This is a genomic window from Myxococcus sp. MxC21-1 (genome assembly GCF_032612255.1).
GTDB classification, from domain to species: domain Bacteria; phylum Myxococcota; class Myxococcia; order Myxococcales; family Myxococcaceae; genus Myxococcus; species Myxococcus virescens.
Genome location: NZ_CP123278.1, coordinates 3,212,469 through 3,234,374 on the forward strand (window position 1 = coordinate 3,212,469; position 21,906 = coordinate 3,234,374).

Below are 21,906 nucleotides of genomic sequence, written 5' to 3' on the forward strand. Positions count from 1 at the left end.
AAAAGCGACGCAACCCGTGGCCGCGGGGCGGCGGTTGCCGCGCGCCTCACTTGCCATCACCTTGACGCAATGTGCCGATGCCGGGTGGAGTGTCGGCCTGGTCTCCTTCCGGGGGAGGGCGTGTTCATGGCGAGTGTGGTGCCTGCTTACGCGGAGTGGTCCAATCTGGAGCGCCGAATCCGGGCGCTCGTTCCCGAGGCGTTCGACCCGTCTGGCCGAGTGCTCAACCTCATCGCGGGTGAATGGGGGCATCCTGGAAAGGGGAAGCCCTACCTGTCCCCGGTGGACGGCACCGTCCTGGGCCGCCTGCCCATGATTGATGCGAACACCGCGCGCGTCGCCGCGAGCGCCGCCGCCGCGGAGGCGCGGACCTGGGCCCACCAGGACCTCGATGCGCGCAAGGAGCGCGTCACCCAGTGCCTGTCCCTGCTGCGTGAGCAGCGCGAGCTGCTGGCCCTCATCCTGGCCTGGGAGATTGGCAAGCCGGTGCCACAGGCCCGCGTCAGCGTGGACCGCTGTATCACTGGCGTGGAGTGGTACGTCTCCCAAATCGAGCCCATGGTGGAGGGCCGCCGTCCGCTGGGGCTCATCTCCAACATCGCTTCATGGAACTACCCGCTGTCGGTGCTGGTCCACGCGGTGCTGGTCCAGGTGCTCGCGGGCAACAGCGCCATCGCCAAGACGCCCACGGATGGTGGGCTCTTCTCGCTGACGCTCTGCATGGCGCTCGCGCGCCGCTGCGGGCTGCCTGTGTCGCTCATCAGTGGCTCGGGCGGACAGCTCAGCGACGCGCTGGTGCGCAATCCGGAGATCGCCTGCCTGTCCTTCGTGGGCGGCAAGGCGAACGGGCGGGACATCGCGGCCAGCCTCTATGACCGCAACAAGCGCTACATGCTGGAGATGGAAGGCGTGAATGCCTACGGCATCTGGCACTTCAGCGACTGGGACGGGCTGGCGAAGCAGCTCAAGAAGGGCTTCGAGTACGGCAAGCAGCGCTGCACCGCATACCCGCGCTTCGTCGTGGAGCGGAGCCTGATGCCGCGCTTCCTGGAGACGTACCTGCCCGTCGTCGCCGCCCTGAAGGTGGGCCACCCGCTGTTGGCGGAGACTCCGGATGGTGAGCCACCCGCGCTCGACTTCGGCCCGCTCATCAACAGCCAGAAGGTCGAGGAGCTTCACGGCCATATGAGCGAGGCGGAGGGCCGCGGCGCCGTGCCCCTCTTCGCCGGCCGGCTGGATTCGGAGCGCTTCCTGCCGGACCAGGACGTCTCCGCGTACCTGGCCCCGCACGCGCTGCTGCACGTGCCGCGCAACTGCAAGCTCTACCACGGCGAGCCCTTCGGCCCGGTGGACACGCTGGTCGTCGTGGACAGCGAGGAGGAGCTCATCGCGGAGATGAACGTGTCCAACGGCTCGCTGGTCGCCTCCATCGCCTGCGACGAGCCCGACACGTGCAAGCGCGTCTCCACCGAGCTGCGGGCCTTCAAGGTCGGCCACAACGGGCCGCGCTCGCGCGGAGACCGGGAGGAGGTCTTCGGCGGCATCGGTGGTTCGTGGAAGGGGTGCTTCGTGGGCGGCAAGTACCTGGTCCAGGCCGTCACCGAGGGCGAACCCGGCGAGCGGCTGCACGGCAACTTCCACGACTACACGCAGCTCCCCGACACGCGCTGAAGCGGGCTCATCGTCTGCTCGGGCGTCTGGCGCCGCGCACCTCGGCCGCGAACAGTTCCGCGGCGGGCGTGCGCGGCGCGCCTTTTCGCCACAGGAGCGCCGCAAGTTCGGCCCGGGGCGCAGGGGAGAGCCGCTTCACCACCAGCCCCGCGGCGTCCGCGAGTTGAGGCTCCGGGAGCACCGTCACCGCGAGCCCCGCGCGAACGGTGGCCAGCACCGTGGCCACGGCGTTCGACTCCAACGCGACATGCGGCGCAATCCGGATGGCGGCGAACCAGGCATCCACGCGGGCTCGTACGCGCAACCCTCGGGAGAGCAGCGCGAAGGGCTCCTGGGTCAGGGGCTTCGCGCCCACGGTCTCCAGCTTCGCCAGGGGATGTCCCTTGGCGACCACCAGCGCCAGCTTGCTGTCGAAGACGGGCTCCGCCTCCAGGTCTGGTGAGCGCGCGGGGCGTAGCCCAACCCCACGTCGAGACGGCCATCCGCCAGCCGCCGCTCCACCCGCCGCACCACGGCTTCCTCCGCGCTCAGCACCAGGCCCGGGTGCCTGCGCAGCACGGCGGCGAGCGCGGGCAGCACGACGCCTCGCATGCTGGGCGGGTAGCCCACGCGCAGGGCGCCGGTGGTGAGGCCTCGCAGCGCGCCCACGGCGACCCTGCCCGCGTCCACGTCCTCCAGCGCTCGCGAGGCGTAGGTGCGGAACAGCTCGCCCGCCTGCGTCAGGCGCACGCCGCTCCGGGCGCGTTCGAAGAGGGGCGCGCCGAGCTCCTCCTCGAGCTGGCGAATCTGCTGAGACAGCGTGGGCTGCGAGACGTGGACGCGCCTGGCGGCCCGCCCGAAGTGCAGGGTGTCCGCGACGGCGGAGAAGTAGCGGAGGTGGCGCAGTTCCATGGCGCCATCATAGGCATTGCCTATCGAGTCAATGGGAACAAACGAATGTACCAATCATGGCCCGCGCGTAAATGTTCTCCCATCGCGAGGTCGTGAAGGAGGCACCCGATGAAGGCGGCAGACCTGTTCGTCAAAGCGTTGGAAGCGGAGGGCGTGCGCAGCGTCTTCGGGCTTCCGGGAGAGGAGAACCTGGACGTCATCGAGGCCATGCGGGCCGCGGGAATGCGGCTGGTGCTCACCCGCCATGAGCAGGCCGCGGGCTTCATGGCGGCCACGTATGGGCGGCTCACCGGCCGCGCGGGCGTCGTCCTGTCGACGCTGGGGCCCGGGGCGACCAACCTCGTCACGGCCGCCGCCTACGCGCAGCTCGGCGCCATGCCCATGGTGATGGTCACCGGGCAGAAGCCCATCCGGGCTGGCAAGCAGGGCCACTTCCAGATTGTCGACGTGGTGGGGATGATGCGCCCCCTGACGAAGCTGACGCGCACGCTCGTGTCGGCGGAGCATGTCCCTTCGGCCGTGCGTGAGGCGTTCCGCCGCGCCGAGGAGGAGCGCCCCGGCGCGACGCACCTGGAGCTGCCGGAGGACGTGGCCCGGGAGTCGACCGACGCCGTGCTGCTGGCGCCCAGCGCTCATCGCCGGCCCGTGGCGGATGAGGCGTCCATCGCGCTGGCCGTGGAGGCGATTGCTTCCGCTCGCCGGCCCTTGCTCATGATTGGCGCGGGCGCCAACCGCAAGCTCACGTCGGAGATGTTGCGCGTCTTCGTGGACAAGACGGGCATTCCCTTCTTCAGCACGCAGATGGGCAAGGGCGTCGTGGACGAGTCGCATCCCCTGTGGCTGGGCACGGCGGCGCTGTCGGAGGGGGACTTCGTCCACCGCGCCATCGAGGTCTCGGACTGCATCATCAACGTGGGCCACGACGTCATCGAGAAGCCGCCGTTCTTCATGCGCGACAGTCGCCGCACGGTGGTGCATCTCAACTTCTCTTCGGCGGCGGTGGACCCCGTGTACTTCCCGCAGCTGGAGGTGACGGGCGACATCGCGAACGCGGTGTGGCGCATCGGTGAAGGGCTGGGGCCTCGCGCGCACTGGGACTTCGGGCCCTTCGAGAAGTTCCGCGCGGGACTCGAGGCGCAGCTCGCGCACGGTGGGGATGACGACCGCTTCCCCATCTACCCCGCGCGGCTCGTCGCCGAGCTGCGGCGCGCGCTGCCGGACGACGGCATCGTGTGCCTGGACAACGGCATGTACAAGCTGTGGTTCGCTCGCTACTACCGCACGCGCCGGCCCAACACGCTGCTGCTCGACAACGCGCTGGCGACGATGGGCGCGGGGCTGCCTTCGGCCATCGCGGCGAAGCTGGTGCATCCCCGCCGCAAGGTGGTGGCGGTCTGCGGAGACGGCGGCTTCCTGATGAACTCGCAGGAGCTGGAGACGGCCGTTCGGCTGGGCCTGGACCTGACGGTGGTCGTCGTGCGCGACGACGGCTACGGGATGATTCGCTGGAAGCAGGGGGAGATGGGCCTGCCGGACTTCGGCATGGCGCTGGGGAACCCGGACTTCGTTCGCTACGCGGAGGCGTATGGGGCCCATGGCCACCGGCCGACCAGCGCGACGGAGTTCGGCGCGACGCTGGCTCGCTGCCGGCGTCGAGCGGCGTCCACGTCATCGACGTGCCCATCGACTACTCGGACAACGCACGGGCGCTCGGCGCGGGCGCGGAGGAACTCGCCGCGCTCTGAGGGGGACGGTGGTTCGCGAACACTGGAGGAACACCATGCTGGCTGAACGTTATCCGTACTACCCGCCAACCGGCCCCGGCAGCCCAACGCGGCGCTGGCCGTCACCCACAAGTACTCGGGTGAGGTCGTGACGCACGTCGCGGTCGCGGACGCCGCGGCTGTCGAGGAAGCCATCGCCGCCGCCGTGCGCGCCGCCGAGCCCATGCGAAAGCTGGCGCCGTACGCGCGGCAGGCGGTGCTCGAACACTGCGTGCGCCGCTTCCGCGAACGCGCGGAGGAGCTGGCCCTGGCGCTCTGCATCGAAGCAGGCAAGCCGCTGCGCGACGCGCGGGGAGAGGTGGACCGGCTCATCGACACCTTCAAGGCCGCCGCCGAGGAGGCCGTGCGCGGCGGGGGTGAGGTGCTGAACCTGGAGGTGTCGAAGCGCGCCGCGGGCTACCGGGGCTTCACCCAGCGCGTGCCGGTGGGGCCGTGCTCGTTCATCACCCCGTTCAACTTCCCGCTCAACCTGGTGGCGCACAAGGTGGCGCCAGCCATCGCCGCGGGCTGCCCGTTCATCCTCAAGCCTTCGGACCGCACGCCGGTGAGCGCGCTCATCATGGCGGAGGTCCTGGCGGAGACGGAGCTGCCCGAGGGGGCATTCTCCGTGCTGCCCGTGCGGCTGGAGGACATCGGGCCGCTCATCGAGGACGACCGGCTGAAGCTGCTCTCGTTCACGGGCTCGGAGAAGGTGGGCTGGGAGCTGAAGGCGCGGGCGGGCCGGAAGAAGGTGGTGCTGGAGCTGGGCGGCAACGCGGCGTGCGTGGTGGACGAGGCGCCGGGCGCGCCGCTGGACTTCATCGCGGACCGGGTGGCGCAGGGGGCCTTCTTCCAGGCGGGGCAGAGCTGCATCTCGGTGCAGCGCGTGCTGGTCCATGCGTCGCTGTACGACGCGCTTCGCGAGAAGCTCGTTGAACGAGCGAAGGCGCTGCGGCTGGGCAATCCGTTGGACGAGGCCACGACGCTGGGGCCCATGATTGATGAGCCCGCGGCGCGGCGCCTGGAGGGCTGGATTCAGCAGGCCGTACAGCGTGGAGCGCGGGTCCTCACGGGGGGCGGACGGCGGGGCTCGGTGCTCGATGCCACGGTGCTGGAGGCGGTGCCCGCCGATGCGGCGCTGAGTACAGAGGAGGCCTTCGGCCCGGTCGTCCTGCTCCAGTCCTTTGACCGCTTTGACGAAGCACTGGCCCAGGTGAACAGCGGGCGCTTCGGGCTCCAGGCGGGCCTCTTCACGCAGGACCTGTCGCGGGCGATGAAGGCCTGGGACGAACTGGAGGTGGGCGGAGTCGTCGTGGGCGACGTGCCGAGCTTCCGCGTCGACACCATGCCCTACGGGGGCGTGAAGGGCTCGGGCATCGGCCGCGAGGGCGTGAAGTACGCCATCGAGGACATGACGGAGCTTCGGCTGCTGGTGCTGCGTCAGGCGTGAGCGCTCGGAGACGCTCCCTTCGAAAGGGGACGAAGCAGTCGCGTGCGAAGGGGCATGCACCCACTTCAGTGAGATGAGTCGACGGGCCAAGGACCCCACGGAGACCGTGGGGCCACGGGCGCCACGTCGAGTTTCAGACTCGGTGACGACCTTACGTGCAGCCTTCTTCGGAGCGCTGCTTCGTGAAGTTGAAACCACCCACGGGGGGAACGTCTTCCCCGCGCGCGCTCAGCTTCGGGGCGTGAGCAGCACCGCGCCCGAAGCAGGCATTGCCACCTCGAGCCGCGTCCCCTCGGCGCGGATGGGGACATCTCGTTCGCCCAGCAGGTCCTTCAGGAACGGATGCCTGGACAGGCTTGCGTAGGCCTGGGGAAGGGACAGGCGCAGCGTCCTGGCGGGCCCGAAGTTCAGCACGACGAGCACGGGCTCGCTCGCCCCGTCCTGATGGCGCAGGTAGGCCATCGCGGAGGGGTTGTCCTTCACGGGGACCGGCACCCAGGCGCCACCAGCGAGCGCGGGGTGCGTGTCCCGCAGGTCGATGAGCTTCCGGTAGTGCTCCCGCAGGCCGTGCGGGTCCTCGTCCCAGGAGAGGGGCGGCGGCTCCTGGTAGGGCTCGTACTCGGCGCCCACCTCATCGCCCGTGTAGACGATGGGGATGCCGGGCAGGGTGAGCAGCAGCGCGGCGGCCACCCGCGTCGAGCCGGGGCCATGGCGGCCGATGAAGCGCTTCGCCGTGTCGTTGTTGTTGAGGAAGCGGGCCACGCGGTCCTCGGGCGTCTGCCCGCCCCTCAGGGCCGCGTACAGCTTCGGAGCCACCTGCTGGCGGTCCTCGAAGACGCCCTCCCAGGCCCAGTGGCCCAGCGAGGCGCTCCAGTCATACGCCGCATTGAAGCCGTTGCGCACGAAGTACGGGTCATGCGCGCTCGCCTCCGCGAGCAGGTACACGTCTGACTTCTCCTTCCGCAGCGCCGTGGACAGGTCGCACCAGAAGCCAGGGCGCCGCTCCTTCACGCCCCAGGCCACGTCCACGCGGAAGCCATCCACGTCGAACTCGCGGACCCAATACTGGAAGGCCCGGTGCACCATCGCGGTGACCTTCGGGTTGTCGTAGTTGAGGTTCGGCAGGTGCTTCCAGTCGAAGTAGTGCGTCGGCTGCCCCTGGGCGTCGCGGTCGTAGTAGCCGTAGTACGGCGACTGCTTGCCCTTCGCGAGCACGTCCCGGAAGTACGGGTGCGCGTTCGACGTGTGGTTGGGCACGAAGTCCATCATCACCTTCATGCCGCGCGCGTGCGCCTGGTCGATGAGTTCCTTGAAGTCGGCCTTCGTGCCGTAGTCGGGGCGGACGTCGAAGTAGTCGGTGACCGCGTAGCCGAAGTCCCCCGGGTCCGTCGTCGTGTTCACCGGTGACAGCCAGAGCACGTCGATGCCCAGGTCTCGCAGGTAGTCCAGCTTCGCGGTGACGGCCTTGAAGGGCTGCTCGCCGAAGAGGGGCGGGACGACGCCGTACACGACGGCGCCTCGAATCCAATCCGGGTCCTGTACGGGGCCACAGGTTCGGGCCTCGGCACGCGCTTCAGGCGGGGCGGTGTTCCGAGCGGCTTCCGCGGGCATGCCCGCGAGGGAGAGGAGGCTCAGCGAGAGCAGGGCGGCCAGGCGGCGGGAGAGGGCGTTGAGCATGGGGCGTCAGGGGCCGGACATCGGCGTTGGGCCGGAACGCGGCGCCGCCTCCAGATTCTTCCTTCGCGTCGGCCTGTGGCGGCGGGACGGCTGCTGGCGATATGAGACACTGCGCAAGCCACCGCACCCATGGACGAGAAGCGCTACCCCATCCCGGCCGGGCTCCACCGGGTGGAGCAGGACATCCAGAAGAGCCGCTTCATCACCACGGCCGCCCATGCGCCCACCGTGGAAGAGGCGAAGGCCTTCATCGCCCGCGTCCGCGAGGAGTTCGCCGACGCCACCCACAACTGCTGGGCCTTCGTCGTCGGGCCTCCGGGCTCCACCGCCCAGGTGGGCATGAGCGACGACGGCGAGCCCCATGGAACGGCCGGCCGGCCCATGCTCACCGCCCTCCTCCACGGGGGCGTGGGCGACGTGGCCATGGTCGTCACCCGGTACTTCGGCGGGACGCTGCTCGGGAAGGGCGGGCTGGTGCGCGCCTATACCGCTGGCGTCCAGCAGGCGCTCGAAAGCCTCCCCACGACGGAGCGTGTGCGCAAGACGCGACTGGCCGTCGAGGTGGAGTACACCCACGTCGATGGGCTGCGCCGCCTGCTGCCGTCCTACGAGGTGCAGGTGCTGGCGGAGGAGTATTCGGCCACCGTGGGGTACCGGCTGGAGCTGCCCGTCACCCAGGTGGAGGCCCTGCGGACCGCGTTGAACGACCTGACATTGGGGCAGGTGCTCGTCGAGCCGCTCGATTCGGACGATTGACCCTGGGCCACGGAGGGGAGAGCCTGCGGCCCGATGAGCGCTGGACCCGACCTCTTCTCCGCCTCTGTCGACGTGAATCGCTTCGCGCCCCTGGCGGAGCGGATGCGGCCTCGCACGCCTGACGAGTTCATCGGCCAGTCCCACCTGCTGGGCCCGGGCCGTCCGCTGCGCCAGCTCATCGAGCGCAAGGCCATCGTGTCCTCCCTCTTCTGGGGGCCCCCAGGCGTGGGCAAGACGACGCTCGCGCGGATGATGGCCACCGGTGTGGACGCGGAGTTCGTCATTCTCTCCGCCGTGTCGGATGGCATCCCCCGCATCCGCGAGGTGGTGGCCGAGGCCGAGCGCCTGCGCAACCAGTACAGCCGCCGCACCGTCCTCTTCGTCGACGAAATCCACCGCTGGGCGAAGAACGTGCAGGAGCAGGCGCTGCCCCACGTGGAGAGCGGCCTCTTCGTCCTCCTGGGCGCCACCACGGAGAACGTCAGCTTCGAGGTCCGCCCCGCGCTCGTCAGCCGGTGCCGCGTGTTCCAGCTCAAGGAGCTCACCGTCGCGGACATCCAGTCGGCGCTGACGCGGGCGCTCGGTGACTCGAAGCGGGGCTTGGGCGCGCGCAACCTGACGGTGGGGGAGGAGGCGCTGACGCTGCTGGCGAAGGGCGGCGTGGGCGACGTGCGCAAGGCGCTTGGCGCGCTGGAGCTGGCGGCCAGCCTCACCGCGGACGGCGCGGAGATTACGCCCGAGACGGCGCGCGAGGCGGTGGGCACCAGCCTGTCCCGCCACGACAAGGACGGCGACCAGCACTACGACTTGCTGAGCGCGCTGCAGAAGTCGTGCAGGGGCTCCAACGTCCAGGGCGCCGTCTTCTGGGCGGCGAAGCTGCTCCAGACGGGCGACGTGGCGTCACTGTGGCGACGGCTCAAGGTGATTGCCGTGGAGGACGTGGGCATGGCGATGCCGGAGGCCATCAGCATCGTGCGTGACTGCGAGGAGGCCTTCCACGCCATGGGCATGCCGGAGGGGCGCATCTGCGTGGCGCACGCTGTCGTCCTGCTGGCCACGGCGAAGAAGAGCAACCGTGCCTATGCGGCGCTGGACGCGGCGATGGCGGCGCTCCAGGAGCATCCCAACGCGGAGCCTCCGCTTCATATCCGCAACGCGCCCACCGAGCTGATGAAGGAGCTGGGGCACGGCAAGGGCTACCAGACGCCCTGGAACTTCAAGGACCACTATGTGCCCGGGCAGACGTACCTGCCCGCCCCGCTGGAGCGTTCCGTCTTCTATCGCCCGAGCAAGGAAGGCTACGAGGCGGAGATTCATGAGCGCATGAGCCACTGGTGGCGCGAGGACAAGGCGTCCCGAGGCGAGTAGTGCAGGCAGCCCCCGCGGGCCGGGCTCTGCCGTCCGGTGTGCAATGCGCCTGGGCAGCAGTGCCGGTTGTTCATCCCGAGACGCCCTCCCAACTTGTTGCTCAATGAGCACGCGGCGGTTCGCCGTCTCAGAGGGGGAATCATGATGAACACTTGCAGGTCCACGTTGACGCAAGGTGTGTTGTCCGCGGCGGTCGCGGTCCTCGTGGTCCCGGTCGCCAGGGCGGCAATGCCACCCGCGCCTCCGGCTGACTGCTCGGTGGCGGGCGGCTACACACAACGCAACCTCGTGGCCAACAGTCCGGCGCTTGGCGCCGAGCATGTCGATCCGCACCTCGTCAACGCCTGGGGGCTTGCCTTCAATCCGACGGGCATCGCGTGGGTGGCGAACGAGGGCACGGGCACCTCAACGCTGTATGACGGCAATGGGGTTCAGCAGCCCCTCATCGTGGGCATCCCCGCGCCGCCAGGAGAGACCGAGTCGGGAGAGCCCACCGGCGTGGTGTTCAATGGCTCGGACGCATTCGTCGTGACAGGGACAGGTGTCTCGGGTCCCGCTCGCTTCATCTTCGCCACGGAGGAGGGCGTCCTGGCCGCCTGGGCACCCGCGGTGGACGAGGCCTCGGCCAAGATCGTGGCGGACAACTCCGCGATGGGCTCTGTGTACAAGGGGCTGGCGATGGCCGGCACCGGAGCGGACGCCAGGCTGTACGCGGCGGACTTCCGGAACGGTCGAATCGACGTCTTCAACTCCAGCTTCACGCCCATGCCGATGCCGGGCGCCTTCGCGGACCCGACACTGCCCGCCGGCTACGCGCCCTTCAACATCGAGAACATCGAGGGCACCCTCTATGTCTCGTATGCGCAGCAGGACAAGGAGCGTTCGGATGATGTCCCCGGCGTGGGCGCGGGCTACATCAACGCCTTCGACATGAACGGGCAGTTGCTGCGGCGGTTCGCTTCTCAGGGCACGCTCAATGCGCCGTGGGGAATGGCCCTGGCGCCGGCGGGCTTCGGGCAGTTCAGCAACCACCTGCTGGTGGGCAACTTCGGGGATGGCGCCATCAACGCGTATGACCCTGCCTCCGGCGCCTGGGCAGGCGCGCTCACTCGGCCGGACGGACAGCCTGTCAAGGTCGACGGACTCTGGTCCTTGCACTTCGGCGCTGGCGCGCAGGGCCTGCCCGCCGAGACGCTCTTCTTCACGGCGGGGCCCGCGGACGAGGATCAGGGACTCTATGGCCGGCTCGACATGACGCCCGTGTGTCCGCAGGGCGGCCTGCCCCCGTGGAAGGCGCCTCGCGGGCCTGAGGCGCAGTGAGCGGGATGCGGGCAGGGCGGCGCGGGCCGGAGCACGGTGCTCCGGCCCGCGCTGTCACGTGGGGCGCTACGAGGTGAAGGCTCGTCTCAGGGCTGCTGCGTGCCACTGCCTCCGTAGCCCTGGTCCTGCAACTGCTGCCAGTGCGCCTTGGCCTGATCTTCGCGCTGGAGGTTGGCGTCCACCTGGCGCTGCTGATCCGCCGCCTTTCGCCGGGCGTCGGCGACGGCGCTGGAGAAGTCCCCTGGGGACAACTCTTTCGCCCGGACGTCCGCGTTGGCGTTGACGGCTTCGTACTTCGCCTGTTCGAGCTGGGCGTCGGCCACGTCCAGCTCCCGCTGGCGCATGACCTCCAGCGACTTCAACGTCGTCACCGCGTCGTCGCGCCAGGCCGTCTCCGCCTCGGCCAGGGTGAGGGCGTGCTGGGCCGTGCAGGCGGCGTGCTGGGCCCGCTCGATGGCCGCGACGTCACCCGTTGCCTGCGCGGCCTCGAGCGCTGCCTCACTTGCTTCGTGGCGGGACTTCGCGGCGTCCTCGTTGCGTTGGGCGACTTCGCGCTCCGCCTCGGCGTCCTGTCTGGCCACCTGGGTGCGGGTGATCTGCTCCCGGGCATGGTCCTCCGTGAGCTGCGCCTCGCGCACGTTTCCCAGCTCGCCGGGTGGGACGCGCGCCACCCATTGCTTGTCCACCTTCGCGCTGGAGCGATGGGAGGCACAGCCTCCCAACAGCATCACGGCCGTGCCGGCCATCCCCAGGTACATGCGACGCCTGCCTGGCTGCGCCATGCCTTCCTCCCGGTCATAGGGTCCTGTCCGAAACTGTGCGCATCCAGAGGGAGGGTGAAAGCAGCGGCGCACCGCTCAGCGCGCCACACGCCCCTGCTCAAAGGGCAGGGGCCGCGCGCGCACGTCGGACGCCGCGCTAGCGGGGGCGAGCAGGGCTTCGAAGAGCGTGCGCGCCCAGGTCTGCCTGGTAGGTGTCGACCCCGAGCGCTTCGGCCGCGTCGGCCTCCACGTCGAAGGGGTCGTCCTGGGTGGGATTCCGGCCGAAGAGGATGGCGCGCGCGTGAGACGGACGTCGGGAGCCTGGCATCCAGAAGCCTCGCATCAAGGGTGGCGGTGTGTGGGGGCACCTCCGACGCGTGTGCGCGCCAACCCTGACACGGTCCCCGCGCGGATTTCGCGGGGACCGGATGCGGGACGCTCAGTCCCCCAGCGCGTCGTACCGGACCAGCCGGAAGCGGGCGCCCTGCGCCTCGCGGATGCGGGCCGCCAGCTTCTCGTGCAGCTCCGGCGTCCAGGCGCTCCACCGCTGGAAGAAGGCCGCGGTGGCCGCCTTGTCACCGCCGTGCTGGAGCGCGAGCACCTTCTCCAGCAGCGACGTCACGACGGCCGGGTACTTGTCGTAGTGGATGCTCAGGCGCGCCGTCTGCGGGTCCGCCTGGAGGAGGCCGTGCTCCAGGAACCAGTTGAACTGCACCAACTGCATGCGCTGGTAGGGCTGGTCCTCGCGCGGGCGCACGTTCTGGAGCGTGCGGCGGATGCCGGAGGCCTGCACCGCGCGCAGCCCGGCGGCGTCGAGCGTGCCCTTCTTGTGGAAGTCATGCAGCGAGAAGAGGCTCACCATGTCCGCCTTCATCTCCTCCACGGCGCCCGCGTAGTCCTCCAGCGCGTCGTCCAGCGTGCGCCCCTTCTGGTCTCGGTCCGGCCCCAGGTAGTGGCCCACCTCGTGCCAGAGGGTGCGCTGGAAGTTGCCTTCGGAGACCAGCTCCTTGGCGTGGGCGTCCACCACCGCGGCGCGCCAGATGCGCTCGTCGGACGCGAAGAGGTCCGGGTTCCGCATGATGTTCTCCCGCAGGAGGATGGTGCGGCCATAGCGGCGCGCGGCCAGCGCGTCGTTGGGGAGGATGCTCGCGGTGTTGGTGCCGCGCGACTGGCCGAAGTCGGCGATGACGTCGTAGACGCCCACGGGGATGTCCTCGCGCACGCGCTTCTTCGCGGCGTAGGGCAGCGCGTCCTCCACCGCCTGGAGCCCGCCCAGGCGCTTGCGCAGCTCCTGCGTGGCCGCCTCGTTGCTCAGCAGCACCGACAGGCTGTGGAACGCCTTCACGCCGAAGAGCGCGTCGTCATACGTCTCATACGCGCCCAACTGCACGTTGAGCTTCTGGAAGCGGCCCGTCACCCAGGCCGCGTCGCCGCTCTCGTAGTCGTTGGTGAGCAGGTCGCGCGCGCGGTTGCGCAGGTAGCGCGCCAGCTCCACGTCGCTGGCCTCCAGCCGCTGCGCCGCGCGCATCACCAGCCCGTAGGCCTTCACCAGCTCCGGCCCATAGGCCACGGCATAGGGCACCGCGTAGAGCGCCTTGGCGTCGGGCCGCTTCGCCTTCGCTTGCAGGGCCTGGCGCAGGCCCGGATGCAGCGTGTCCAGCACCGGGTGCGTCTGGAGGACCTTCACGTCCTGGCGCAGGTTGGCGGCCGTGGCGCGGCGAACCACCGTCTTCTCGCTCAGCAGGGACTGGCGCTCGCCGGGGTTCGCGGCCAGGAAGGCGTCCACCTCCGCCCGTGTGACGTCCACCGGGTACACGTTGCGCGCGGACACCTGCGCGTCCACCGGGAGGAACGCCTCCCGTGCGTTGCTCAGGGTGCTGGCGATGGGGCCCTGGTACAGGCGATACAACGTGAGCAGGTCCTGCGTGCGCTTGGGGCTGCCCAGCTTCTTGTCCAGCGCCTCCAGCTTCGCGCGAGCCGGGAGCGCCTGATGGTGGCGCGAGGACTCGTAGAGCCCCTGGAAGATGGCGCCCACCTCCAGCAGGTCCTTCACCGCCGCCTGCTCGTCGGGCGTGAGGCGGGAGAGGTCCGGCGACAGGCGGACCTCCTGCGTCTTGGCGAGCACTTCGGCCACCTTCTCCTCTGGCCAGTAGCCCGGAGGCAGGGTGGGGGAAGGACGGCTGGGGGCGGCAGCCTGTGCCGACAGCGCCAGGAGGGCGGCGGCGCCCAGGGACAGCGCGTGGGGGATTCGCATGACGCGCAAGACTGCCACGGAGGTGGGCGTATTCCCCACGGGTTCGGTTGGATTGCGTCACGCATGGGTGACGTCCTGTGCGCCGGGCAAGTCTTGCGCTACATGGTGTGCATGAAACTCAAACTTCCCTTGTTTCTTTCGCTATCCACGGTTCTCCCGGCGCTGATCAGCTGCGGAGCCCCGACGTCCACGGACACCGCGCACGAGGCCGTCGTGCTCGGAACGCAGGCCCAGGCGCTGGCCACCGGTACGCCCGCCGCCGAGGGTGTGCTGTCCTTCCTCAACGACTCCTCCATCTCCTACACCGTGCTGGACCTGGAGGTGCCGCTGGACGCCCCGGCGGCGCAGGCGCTGATTGACTTCCGCGAGGGGCCGGATGGCGTGCTCCACACGGGCGATGACCGCCGCTTCGTGAGCATCGAGCAGGTGGACGCGGTGCCGTACGTGGGCCCCGCGGCGCTCGCGGCGCTGGAGGCGTACGCCAAGGGCACGGGCCGCGTGGAGCTGCCGGTCGACGGGCACGTGGGGACCTTCCACGGTGTGGCCTTCAACGTGGCGGAGGCCCGCCGCGCCATCCTCGCCGCGAACACGGAGAGCGCGTCGAACCTGGAGACTGTCTTCGGCATCCCCGCGGCGGCGGTGCAGAGCCTGGTCGCGGCGCGTCCCATCCTCCACATGGTGCAGCTGTCGCGGCTGGCGAACGTGGACGCCGTCACGATGGGGCAGCTCAAGGCCCACACGCAGCAGGCGGCCGAAGGTGACCCGTGCACGGGCCCTGGCATCTGTCAGCCCGGGCTCGTCTGTGAGGGCCGGCCCGGTGATGGCTCCAGCCCCTATGGCCGCTGCGTGGACACCTCGCCCCTCGCGGGCAATGGGGACGTGTGCTCCCGCTTCGTGGCGTGCCCGTCGGCGGAGCTCATCTGCATCGGTCTGGCGTCCGGCTGGGTGGAGGGCTACTGCGCTCCGGCGTGGATGGGCGCCTCCTTCACCGAGTACTCGGACCTGCGGCTCCAGTCGACGAGCCCGCTGTTGACGGCGCCGCTCGTCGTGGTGGGGCTGGCCACGGTGCCCATGGACATCAACGTGGAGCTGGACATCGTCCACACCGCGCCGCACCGGCTGGTGCTGACGCTGGAGGACCCGGGTGGTGAGACGGCCCTGCTGTGGGACGGCCCGAACGAGGGCACGCCGCCCTCGCGCATCGTCGTGACGCGGGGCATTCCGCGCGACGGCAGCATCAACGGCCAGTGGAAGCTGCACGTCGCCAACCCGTCCGGCGTGGGCAGCGGCACGCTGCGCTCGTGGACGCTGAAGCTCACCAGCCGCTACGACTGAGCCGGCTGTTTCGCGGTGGGCCTTCGCGCTTCGAGGGCCCACCGCGCGTTTCACAGTGGCTACGCGGGCCGGCTGGCGTGAGCGTGTCGATGACGGCGTTCAGCGCCGGGATGACGCGGTGGATGGCCTCCACCGCCACCCGGAGCAGCTCCTCGGGCGTGACTTCCTTCCGGCGTACCTGAATCCCTCACAGGCGCCTCAGCCCGTCGCCTGGGTGCGCTCCTCCCGCTGTGCATTCACCAGCGACGCGTAGGTGCCCTGGCGCTCCAGCAGCTCCTGGTGCCGGCCGACCTCCACCACCTGGCCGGCCTCCATGACGAGGATGGTGTCGGCGTTGCGCACCGTGCTGAGCCGGTGGGCGATGACGACGCGAGTGCACTTCAGGGACGCCAGCGCCTGCTGCACGTGCGCCTCGGTGGTGGCGTCCAGGGCGCTGGTGGCTTCATCGAGCAGGAGGATGGCGGGCCTGCGCACCAGGGCGCGCGCCAGGGCCAGTCTCTGCCGCTGGCCACCGGACATGGAGAGGCCCCGGTCCGTCAGCGGCGTGTCGTACTGCATGGGCATGGCCATGATGTCGTCGTGGATGTGGGCCAGCTTCGCGGCCTCCACGACACGGTCCATGTCCAGGTCCGGGTCGCTCAGGGTGATGTTCTCCCGCAGCGACGCGTTGAAGAACGAGGCATCCTGCAACACCACGCCCAGTTGGCTGCGCACCGCGCGCAGGTCCAGCTCGCCCAGCTCCGCGCCGTCGTACCGGACGTGTCCGGAGGTGGGCAGGTAGAGCCCCAGCAGCAGGTGCGCCAGGGTGCTCTTACCCGCGCCCGAACGGCCGACGAGCGCCACCATCTGCCCCGGCTCCACGCTGACCGACACGCCTTGCACCACCCAGGCGGAGTGGGGGTTGTAGCGGAAGCGCACGTCCTCCAGGGTGACGGCGCCGCGCAGCGTGGGCGCGCGGCCCCGGTGCGCCGCGTCGCGTTCGGGGGCGTGTCCAGCACGTCGTTGATGCGCTCCAGGTACGTGCTCAGGAACTGGAGCTGCCCGCCGGTGCCCAGCAGGTTGGACAGGGGCACCAGCAGCGCGGTGGCCAGCGCGTTGATGCTCAGCATCTGTCCCAGGGACATCGCGCCGTCCAGCACGCGCCACGCGCCCACGCACAGCAACACCAGGGGGGACACGCGGCGCAGCGTGCCCGTCAGCGCGTCCAGCCACGCGGAGAGGCGGCCTCGCTCCAACTCCACGTTGAGCAGGTCCACGTAGAGGTTGGCGTAGCTGCCTACCATGCGGTCCTCCACTCCGAAGGCCTTGAGCGTCTGCATGCCGGACAGCATGGCCATCAGGTAGCTCTGGCTGCGCACGCCCATGTCCAGGCTGCGCGACAGGTGGCTGCGTTGTCGGGCCCGGGGCAGCGCGAACACCAGCACCTGCAACAGGCCCAGCCCCACCACCAGCAGCCCCAGCGACGCATCCGCCACCAGCAGCAGGCCCAGGTAGAGGAGCACCAGCGCACCGTCGAGCGCGCTGGACAGCAGGCCGGTGGAGAGCAGCTCGCGGATGGCCTGCTGCGAGCCCAGCCGCGTCAGCAGGTCGCCCGCGGGCCGGAGCTGGAAGAACGGGTAGGCCAGGCTCACCAGGTGGTCCAGCAGCCCCTGCGTCATCTGCGAGTCCAGGCGCGTGCGCAGCTCCACCAGGAGCTGGCCTCGCACCACCGAGGTGAGCAGTTCGAAGAGCAACACGCCCGCGAGCGCCGCGGACAGCACGCCCATCAGCGAGTAGTCCTGCCGCGGAACCACGCGGTCCACCACCATGCCAGTGAGCAGCGGCACCGCCAGCGTCAGCACCTGGAGCACGGCGGACAGCGCGAGCACCTTCACCAGCGTGCCGGCCTGCCGCTTCACCAGGGGCACCAGGTAGCGGTAGGGCCCGCGCCGCGTGTGGCCCGGCTGGAAGTTCTCGGACGGCTCCAGCAGCAGGGCCACGCCGGTGAAGCACTGGCTGAACTGCTCCATGGAGACGCGGCGGCGGCCCTGGTCGGGGTCCACCACCTCGACCCAGCCGCGGCCCAGGCGCTCGAAGACGACGTAGTGCGTGAAGCGCCAGTGGAGGATGGTGGCCGGAGGCAGGAAGGGCAGCCGGTCCAGGTCCACGGAGATGGCGCGCACGCGCAGGCCCAGCTTCTGGGCGGCGGCCTTCAGCGCCTTCGCACTGGCGCCGTCACGTCCGGGGCCTGTCACGTCGCGCACCGCGTCCAGGCCCATGTGGCGGCCGTGGTAGGCCAGCACCATGGCCAGACAGGCGGCGCCACAGTCCGTCATCGTCATCTGCCGCACTTCGGGCACGCGCTTGCGCAGGCCGAGCCTCCACCGGCGCTGGGGCTGCTGCGGCGCCTCGGCCGTCATGGCGGCACGTTTCCTTCTGGCGCAATGAGCGCCGGCCACGCCAGGACACCCATCGCCAGCGCGAGGCCGAAGACGAACAGGAGCGCGAACGTCCACCGCGTCCACTGTCCACCGATGCGCAGCAGGTCACCTTCGTCCTGCACGACGCGCTGGTAGTGCGCCAGGGCTTCCTTGCGGAAGATGGAGGGGCGGCCGTCGGTGGGTGGCTGCATCGCGGGGGGACGTTAGCGCATGGAGTGGGGGACTGGCCCGGGACTGAACCAGCCCCCCTGGGCCTTCGCTACATGCACACGTAGGGCGGGCACGGCGTGCAGTAGTAGCTGCCGAACTGCTCGCAGCTGTCCGCACCCGAGATGCTCTCCAGGACCTCGTCGCTCAATTCCAGCTCGGCGGCGGGGTTGGCGGGCAGGGCCGCGCGCTCCTCTGACGACAGGCTGTTGAAGTACTCGGGGTCACGCCACGCACGGAGGATGTGTTGCTTCTTGCTCATGACTGCTCCTGGACAGGAAAGGGGGACGAATCAGAGACAGTGCCGCGGCGGGCACGGCGTGCACTGGGCGCTGGACTGGCCGGGCAGGCAGAAGTCGCCGCCGGTGATGACCTCCAGGAGGTCGTCCCCCAACTCCAGCTCGGCGGCGGGGTTGGCGGGCAGGGCCGCGCGCTCCTCCGACGACAGGCTGTTGAAGTACTCGGGGTCACGCCACGCACGGAGGATGTGGTCCTTCTTCTGGCTCATGACAGCTCCTGGTTGCGGCTGGAGGGACGGCCATCCGGGGTGCCCAGCCCTTCACCTCGGACGATTCGTGGAGGCGCGACCGTCAGGAGCGAGGGCAACCGCTCCGGCATGGCCAGCCGCGCCAGTCCGTAGGCGATGCCCGCCAGGCCCACCATCATGCCCGGCGTCTCCGTGCTGCCTTGCAGGCCGAAGAGGTAGCCGTGCTCGGAGATTCCGCGCAGGATGCCGCCCGCCACCGCGTTCGTGCGCTCCTGGAGCTTCGAGTCCCCGAGCGTGGCCGCCGCTTCCAACAGGAAGTCCGCGTTGCCCAGGTCTCCGTGGCACAGACCGTGGTTGCGGCCGAAGCCCCTCGCCAACGTGGAGTCCAGCGCGATGGCAATCTCCTCGCGCACCGCTGCGTCGTCCACGAAGGGCAGCCCAGACAGTCGCGCCAGGCCGATACCGGGGGCGCCGGTGCACCATGCCCAGAGGAAGTGTTCCGTCCCCTCGGCCGCCGCCGCCAGCTCCTTCGCGCCCGCGCGCAGGTCGGGCCAGTTGCGCTCCTCGGGCGTGTAGAGCCCGCGCTCGTACTCCATGCCCGCCACCGCGGCGTCACGCAGGCGCGTATCGCCCGTCCGCGCGAACAGCCGCAGCAGCGCCAGGCTGATGCCGGCGGCTCCGTGCGCCATGCCCGCGAGGTAACGGTTTCCGGCGGCTTCGCAGAGCCAGGCCGCGCCTCGGGCCTGGGGCGTGGACGTCTCCAGCAGCCGCCGGCCGCAGGCGTCCACCGTGGCCCATAACGTGTCTGACGGGCGGTGCTCACCGAGCACCAGCAGCGCCAGGAGGCAGCCCGCGGCGCCCGCGCCCACGTCCAGCACCGTGTCCTTCTCCACCAGGGGCCGCAGCCGCCGTACGTAACCCGCGGCCTCGTCCAGGAGCGCATCGTCCTTCCACAGCACGCCCAGGTGCGTCAGCGCGTAGAGGATGCCGCCCCAGCCATTGAGGATGCCCAGCCCCACCACGCTGGCGGGCTCCTCCGCCAGGAGGCGCGCCTGGGTGCGCAGCGTGGCCCGCGCCAGCCGCGTGAAGCGCGCGTCTTGCGTGACGTCCCCCAGGTAGCCCAGCGCGAGCGCGATGCCCGCGCGCCCCTGGAACACGTCCGGCCCCGGAGAACCGAGCCGCCAGCCGCCGTCTCCCGCATCCAGGCCAAGCCAATGCGCTTCGTCGCGGCGCTCGAAGGCCAATGGCAGCAGCCGTTCGCCCGCGCGGCGTGCTTCCGCGAGCAACGCATCGCGGAGGCCGGGCTGGGTGTGCTCCCGGAAGGGATACGTCGGACGCGCCACCGTCTGCGAGCTCAGCAGCAGGACATCCAGCGAGCGCTCCAGCACCCAGCGCTGCCGCGTCTGGTCCTCTGGCGACAGGCCCTCCAGCCGGCGGCGCACGCGCGCCATGCCCGTCTCCTGGAAGAAGTCAGGCAGGCGCTGGCCCGAGCCCGCCTCCAGGTCCTTCGAGTCGGCGCGCGCGGTGAAGTACGGCAGGTCTCCCCGCTCCAGCTGCTCCGTCTCCAGGGGCACGAGCGCCGCGAAGTCCGGGGCAGGCACCACGACGCGCCACAGGTGGTCGAAGAAGCGTTGGCGCTCGAGCCCATCGGTCAGCGCGTGCGGGTGGTAGCTCTCGAAGAGGAGCGCGCCGTACACCGCCGTGTTGCGGAAGAGGACGCGCATGGGCACGTGCGCGAAGGCGGCCAGCGGCCCGTCCTCGGCGAGCAGCGCCTCGCGGTGCTCCAGCAGCAGGCCGTACATGCGGGTGAAGCCGTCGGCCAGCGCGTCGCGGTAGTCCAGCACGGGCGCGGTTTCGCCCTCCAGGCGCGGCAGGTTGTTGGACCCGGGCAGCTCCACCGGCCGCCGCTCGAAGCGCATCCGGTCCGTTCCTCGCTCCGTCGTCATCAAGTAGGCCTGCGGCGTGAGCTGACCTGCCCGAGCGCTCAGCCCGCTCAGGTCCACACCGGCCTTCTTGCGCGTGCCCCAGAACTGCTGCGGCAGCAGCCCGCTGCGGAGCACCGACACCGGTGGCGCCTCCACCGCGTGCTCGGAGTCTCGAAGCGTGCGCGTGCCCGACAGCGGGTGGAAGAGCGTCTCCACGTCCACCAGCACCGGGTGCTCACCGGCGGCGATGAGGTTCTCGAAGTGCAGGTCCGTGCCGTCCAGCGCGTGCATCAGCGCGACGTAGGCGCCCTGGCGTTCGTAGAAGCGCCGGACCTCCTCCGCTGATGCGCACGGCGCGGGGTCCACGTACTCCATCCACCCGTACTCACCTCGGTCCAGCGCCTCCGCGCCCTTCATCGTGGGCGTGGCGCCGCGCGCGTTGAGCCACGTGAGGAGCTGCTGGAGCCCGGCCTCTGCTCCCAGTGAGCGCGGCTTGTAGACAATCCGCAGCCCGGACTCGAAGCGGAGGATGAAGACGCCCTGGCCGCCCCGGTGCGGGTCGGAGAAGCCGCCGCGGGCCTCCACCAGCGCGCCGGGAGACTGGCCCGCGTTGAACCGCTGCCAGAGCAGGGGCGCGTCCCGCGTCAACCGCTTCATCAGCCCCAGACAGTTGGACTCCCACTCCGCGATGCGCAGGACGACGCAGCGGGCCAGCACCGGGTATCGCTCCAGGATGTCCAGGGCGACCTGCGGGTGGCGCAGCCGTCTCGTGAAGTCCTGGAAGCGCGCCTCCGGGGTGTCTCCCTCGAGCAGGCCCTCCAACTGGGCGGCATGCAGCTCCACCACCATGGCACGGCCCAGGACCGGTGCCAGCACCTGGGGCAGGTGGTCCAGCATCGTGGAGACGACGACGCTCGGCTCCAGGTCGATTCCAGGCGCGGCGTGCTTCATGGGCTTCAGCGCGGCGGTGAGCTGCGTCACGGCGCGCGACACCAGCGGCTCCACCAGCGGCAGGAAGGCCGAGCGGTCCGGGCCCTCCGTGCGCTCGGGCCAGGGGACGGGCGCGTGCGAGGGCTCCGCGTAGGTGTGCTCCAGCACCTGCACCCAGCCGGGGACTTCAGCAGGCGGGGTCCAAGGCGCCTCGGTGGGTACCTCCAGCAGCGTGAGCAGCTCCGCCTCGGTCAGCCCCGACGATTGCAGTCTGCGCTGCCACCAGTCCGCCTGTCCGAAGGGCTCCTGCTGACGCCATGCATCCAATCGCTTGCGCGCCGCAGCGGATGTGTCTTGTTGCGTCGTATTGGATTTGAGAGTGAATTCGGCCCGCTCGGTGAGTGTGGTGGCCCGTGCCCAGCGTGCGAACCGGGACGGAGTGTTGGCTCCCGGCATCGCCTCGTCCTGCCTCTGCGTGATTTCCACGCGTCCTCTCGTTTCCTGGGCAAAACCCGGTGAGCTGGCTTCGTTGGAGTAGCAGGGAGATGACTGTGATACAGGTAAGTCATTTCATCTTTGCCTGTCAATGCTGGGCGCCCGTGTTCGGCTGGCATGCAATCCAAGCGGGACGGTGGGAGTGATTTGTACGACGCGCTCATCATCGGCAGTGGCGCGGGCGGTGGGCCGCTGG

Annotated in this window: 14 protein-coding genes and 4 pseudogenes; 7 read left to right on the forward strand and 11 right to left on the reverse strand. The window is 70.2% G+C overall.

What is annotated here, in order from left to right; translation table 11 throughout:
• The first annotated feature begins 126 nt into the window (after positions 1 to 126).
• On the forward strand, positions 127 to 1,671 hold the full coding sequence (locus QEG98_RS14920) for an aldehyde dehydrogenase family protein (protein WP_090495601.1): 1,545 nt from the start codon (positions 127 to 129) through the stop codon (positions 1,669 to 1,671).
• Positions 1,672 to 1,678: 7 nt separating this feature from the next.
• On the opposite strand, the pseudogene QEG98_RS41885 reads toward QEG98_RS14920, so the two are convergent.
• Positions 1,679 to 2,562 (reverse strand): annotated as a pseudogene (locus tag QEG98_RS41885) (LysR substrate-binding domain-containing protein).
• A 108-nt stretch (positions 2,563 to 2,670) separates the two neighbouring features.
• Between QEG98_RS41885 and QEG98_RS14935 the strand changes: the two are divergent.
• Together QEG98_RS14935 and QEG98_RS14940 are read left to right on the forward strand one after the other, a co-directional pair.
• Positions 2,671 to 4,307: pseudogene (locus tag QEG98_RS14935) on the forward strand (acetolactate synthase large subunit).
• A gap of 35 nt (positions 4,308 to 4,342) precedes the next feature.
• Positions 4,343 to 5,775, forward strand: a pseudogene (locus QEG98_RS14940) (aldehyde dehydrogenase family protein).
• 228 nt (positions 5,776 to 6,003) lie between these two features.
• Here the strand turns inward: QEG98_RS14940 and QEG98_RS14945 are convergent.
• On the reverse strand, positions 6,004 to 7,452 hold the full coding sequence (locus tag QEG98_RS14945; RefSeq protein ID WP_316567161.1) for an alpha-amylase family glycosyl hydrolase: 1,449 nt from the start codon (positions 7,450 to 7,452) through the stop codon (positions 6,004 to 6,006).
• Between the two features lie 129 nt (positions 7,453 to 7,581).
• Between QEG98_RS14945 and QEG98_RS14950 the strand changes: the two genes are divergently transcribed.
• The 3 genes from QEG98_RS14950 to QEG98_RS14960 all read left to right on the forward strand — a co-directional run bounded on the left by QEG98_RS14950 (position 7,582) and on the right by QEG98_RS14960 (position 10,896).
• On the forward strand, positions 7,582 to 8,208 hold the full coding sequence (locus QEG98_RS14950; RefSeq protein ID WP_011552906.1) for a YigZ family protein: 627 nt from the start codon (positions 7,582 to 7,584) through the stop codon (positions 8,206 to 8,208).
• A 33-nt stretch (positions 8,209 to 8,241) separates the two neighbouring features.
• On the forward strand, positions 8,242 to 9,576 hold the full coding sequence (locus QEG98_RS14955; protein WP_090495587.1) for a replication-associated recombination protein A: 1,335 nt from the start codon (positions 8,242 to 8,244) through the stop codon (positions 9,574 to 9,576).
• Positions 9,577 to 9,717: 141 nt separating this feature from the next.
• On the forward strand, positions 9,718 to 10,896 hold the full coding sequence (locus QEG98_RS14960; protein WP_316567162.1) for a TIGR03118 family protein: 1,179 nt from the start codon (positions 9,718 to 9,720) through the stop codon (positions 10,894 to 10,896).
• An 86-nt stretch (positions 10,897 to 10,982) separates the two neighbouring features.
• Here QEG98_RS14960 and QEG98_RS14965 read toward each other — a convergent pair whose 3' ends face one another.
• The 3 genes from QEG98_RS14965 to QEG98_RS14975 all read right to left on the reverse strand — a co-directional run bounded on the left by QEG98_RS14965 (position 10,983) and on the right by QEG98_RS14975 (position 13,911).
• Positions 10,983 to 11,678, reverse strand: coding sequence for a hypothetical protein (locus tag QEG98_RS14965; protein WP_316567163.1), 696 nt, complete (start codon positions 11,676 to 11,678; stop codon positions 10,983 to 10,985).
• 136 nt (positions 11,679 to 11,814) lie between these two features.
• Positions 11,815 to 11,985 (reverse strand): hypothetical protein, encoded by a 171-nt coding sequence (locus tag QEG98_RS14970; RefSeq protein WP_316567164.1) that lies wholly within the window; start codon positions 11,983 to 11,985, stop codon positions 11,815 to 11,817.
• A gap of 111 nt (positions 11,986 to 12,096) precedes the next feature.
• Positions 12,097 to 13,911, reverse strand: a complete 1,815-nt coding sequence (locus tag QEG98_RS14975) for an NUDIX hydrolase (RefSeq protein WP_316567165.1) — start codon at positions 13,909 to 13,911, stop codon at positions 12,097 to 12,099.
• Between the two features lie 63 nt (positions 13,912 to 13,974).
• On the opposite strand from QEG98_RS14975, the gene QEG98_RS14980 reads away from it, so the two are divergent.
• Positions 13,975 to 15,246: a proprotein convertase P-domain-containing protein gene (locus QEG98_RS14980; RefSeq protein WP_090495582.1), complete on the forward strand. Its 1,272-nt coding sequence runs from the start codon at positions 13,975 to 13,977 to the stop codon at positions 15,244 to 15,246.
• A gap of 198 nt (positions 15,247 to 15,444) precedes the next feature.
• Here QEG98_RS14980 and QEG98_RS14985 read toward each other — a convergent pair whose 3' ends face one another.
• The 6 genes and pseudogenes from QEG98_RS14985 to QEG98_RS15010 all read right to left on the reverse strand — a co-directional run bounded on the left by QEG98_RS14985 (position 15,445) and on the right by QEG98_RS15010 (position 21,701).
• On the reverse strand, positions 15,445 to 16,092 hold the full coding sequence (locus tag QEG98_RS14985) for an ATP-binding cassette domain-containing protein (RefSeq protein WP_316567166.1): 648 nt from the start codon (positions 16,090 to 16,092) through the stop codon (positions 15,445 to 15,447).
• A 281-nt stretch (positions 16,093 to 16,373) separates the two neighbouring features.
• Positions 16,374 to 17,645 (reverse strand): annotated as a pseudogene (locus tag QEG98_RS14990) (cysteine peptidase family C39 domain-containing protein); the annotation flags it as partial.
• Complete coding sequence (locus QEG98_RS14995) at positions 17,642 to 17,857, reverse strand: hypothetical protein (protein ID WP_011552915.1); 216 nt, start codon at positions 17,855 to 17,857, stop codon at positions 17,642 to 17,644. The pseudogene QEG98_RS14990 and the gene QEG98_RS14995, both read right to left, overlap by 4 nt.
• Positions 17,858 to 17,925: 68 nt before the next feature.
• The gene (locus QEG98_RS15000; protein WP_090495580.1) at positions 17,926 to 18,135 is read right to left on the reverse strand and encodes a mersacidin/lichenicidin family type 2 lantibiotic; all 210 of its coding nucleotides are present in this window, start codon (positions 18,133 to 18,135) and stop codon (positions 17,926 to 17,928) included.
• Positions 18,136 to 18,165: 30 nt separating this feature from the next.
• Positions 18,166 to 18,381 carry a mersacidin/lichenicidin family type 2 lantibiotic gene (locus QEG98_RS15005; RefSeq protein WP_011552917.1) on the reverse strand — a complete coding sequence of 72 codons (216 nt, stop codon included), beginning with the start codon at positions 18,379 to 18,381 and terminating at the stop codon, positions 18,166 to 18,168.
• A complete protein-coding gene (locus QEG98_RS15010; protein ID WP_316567167.1) occupies positions 18,378 to 21,701 on the reverse strand; it encodes a type 2 lanthipeptide synthetase LanM family protein in 3,324 nt (1,107 codons plus the stop codon). The genes QEG98_RS15005 and QEG98_RS15010 overlap by 4 nt, the downstream gene beginning before the upstream one ends.
• Between the last annotated feature and the right edge of the window lie 205 nt (positions 21,702 to 21,906).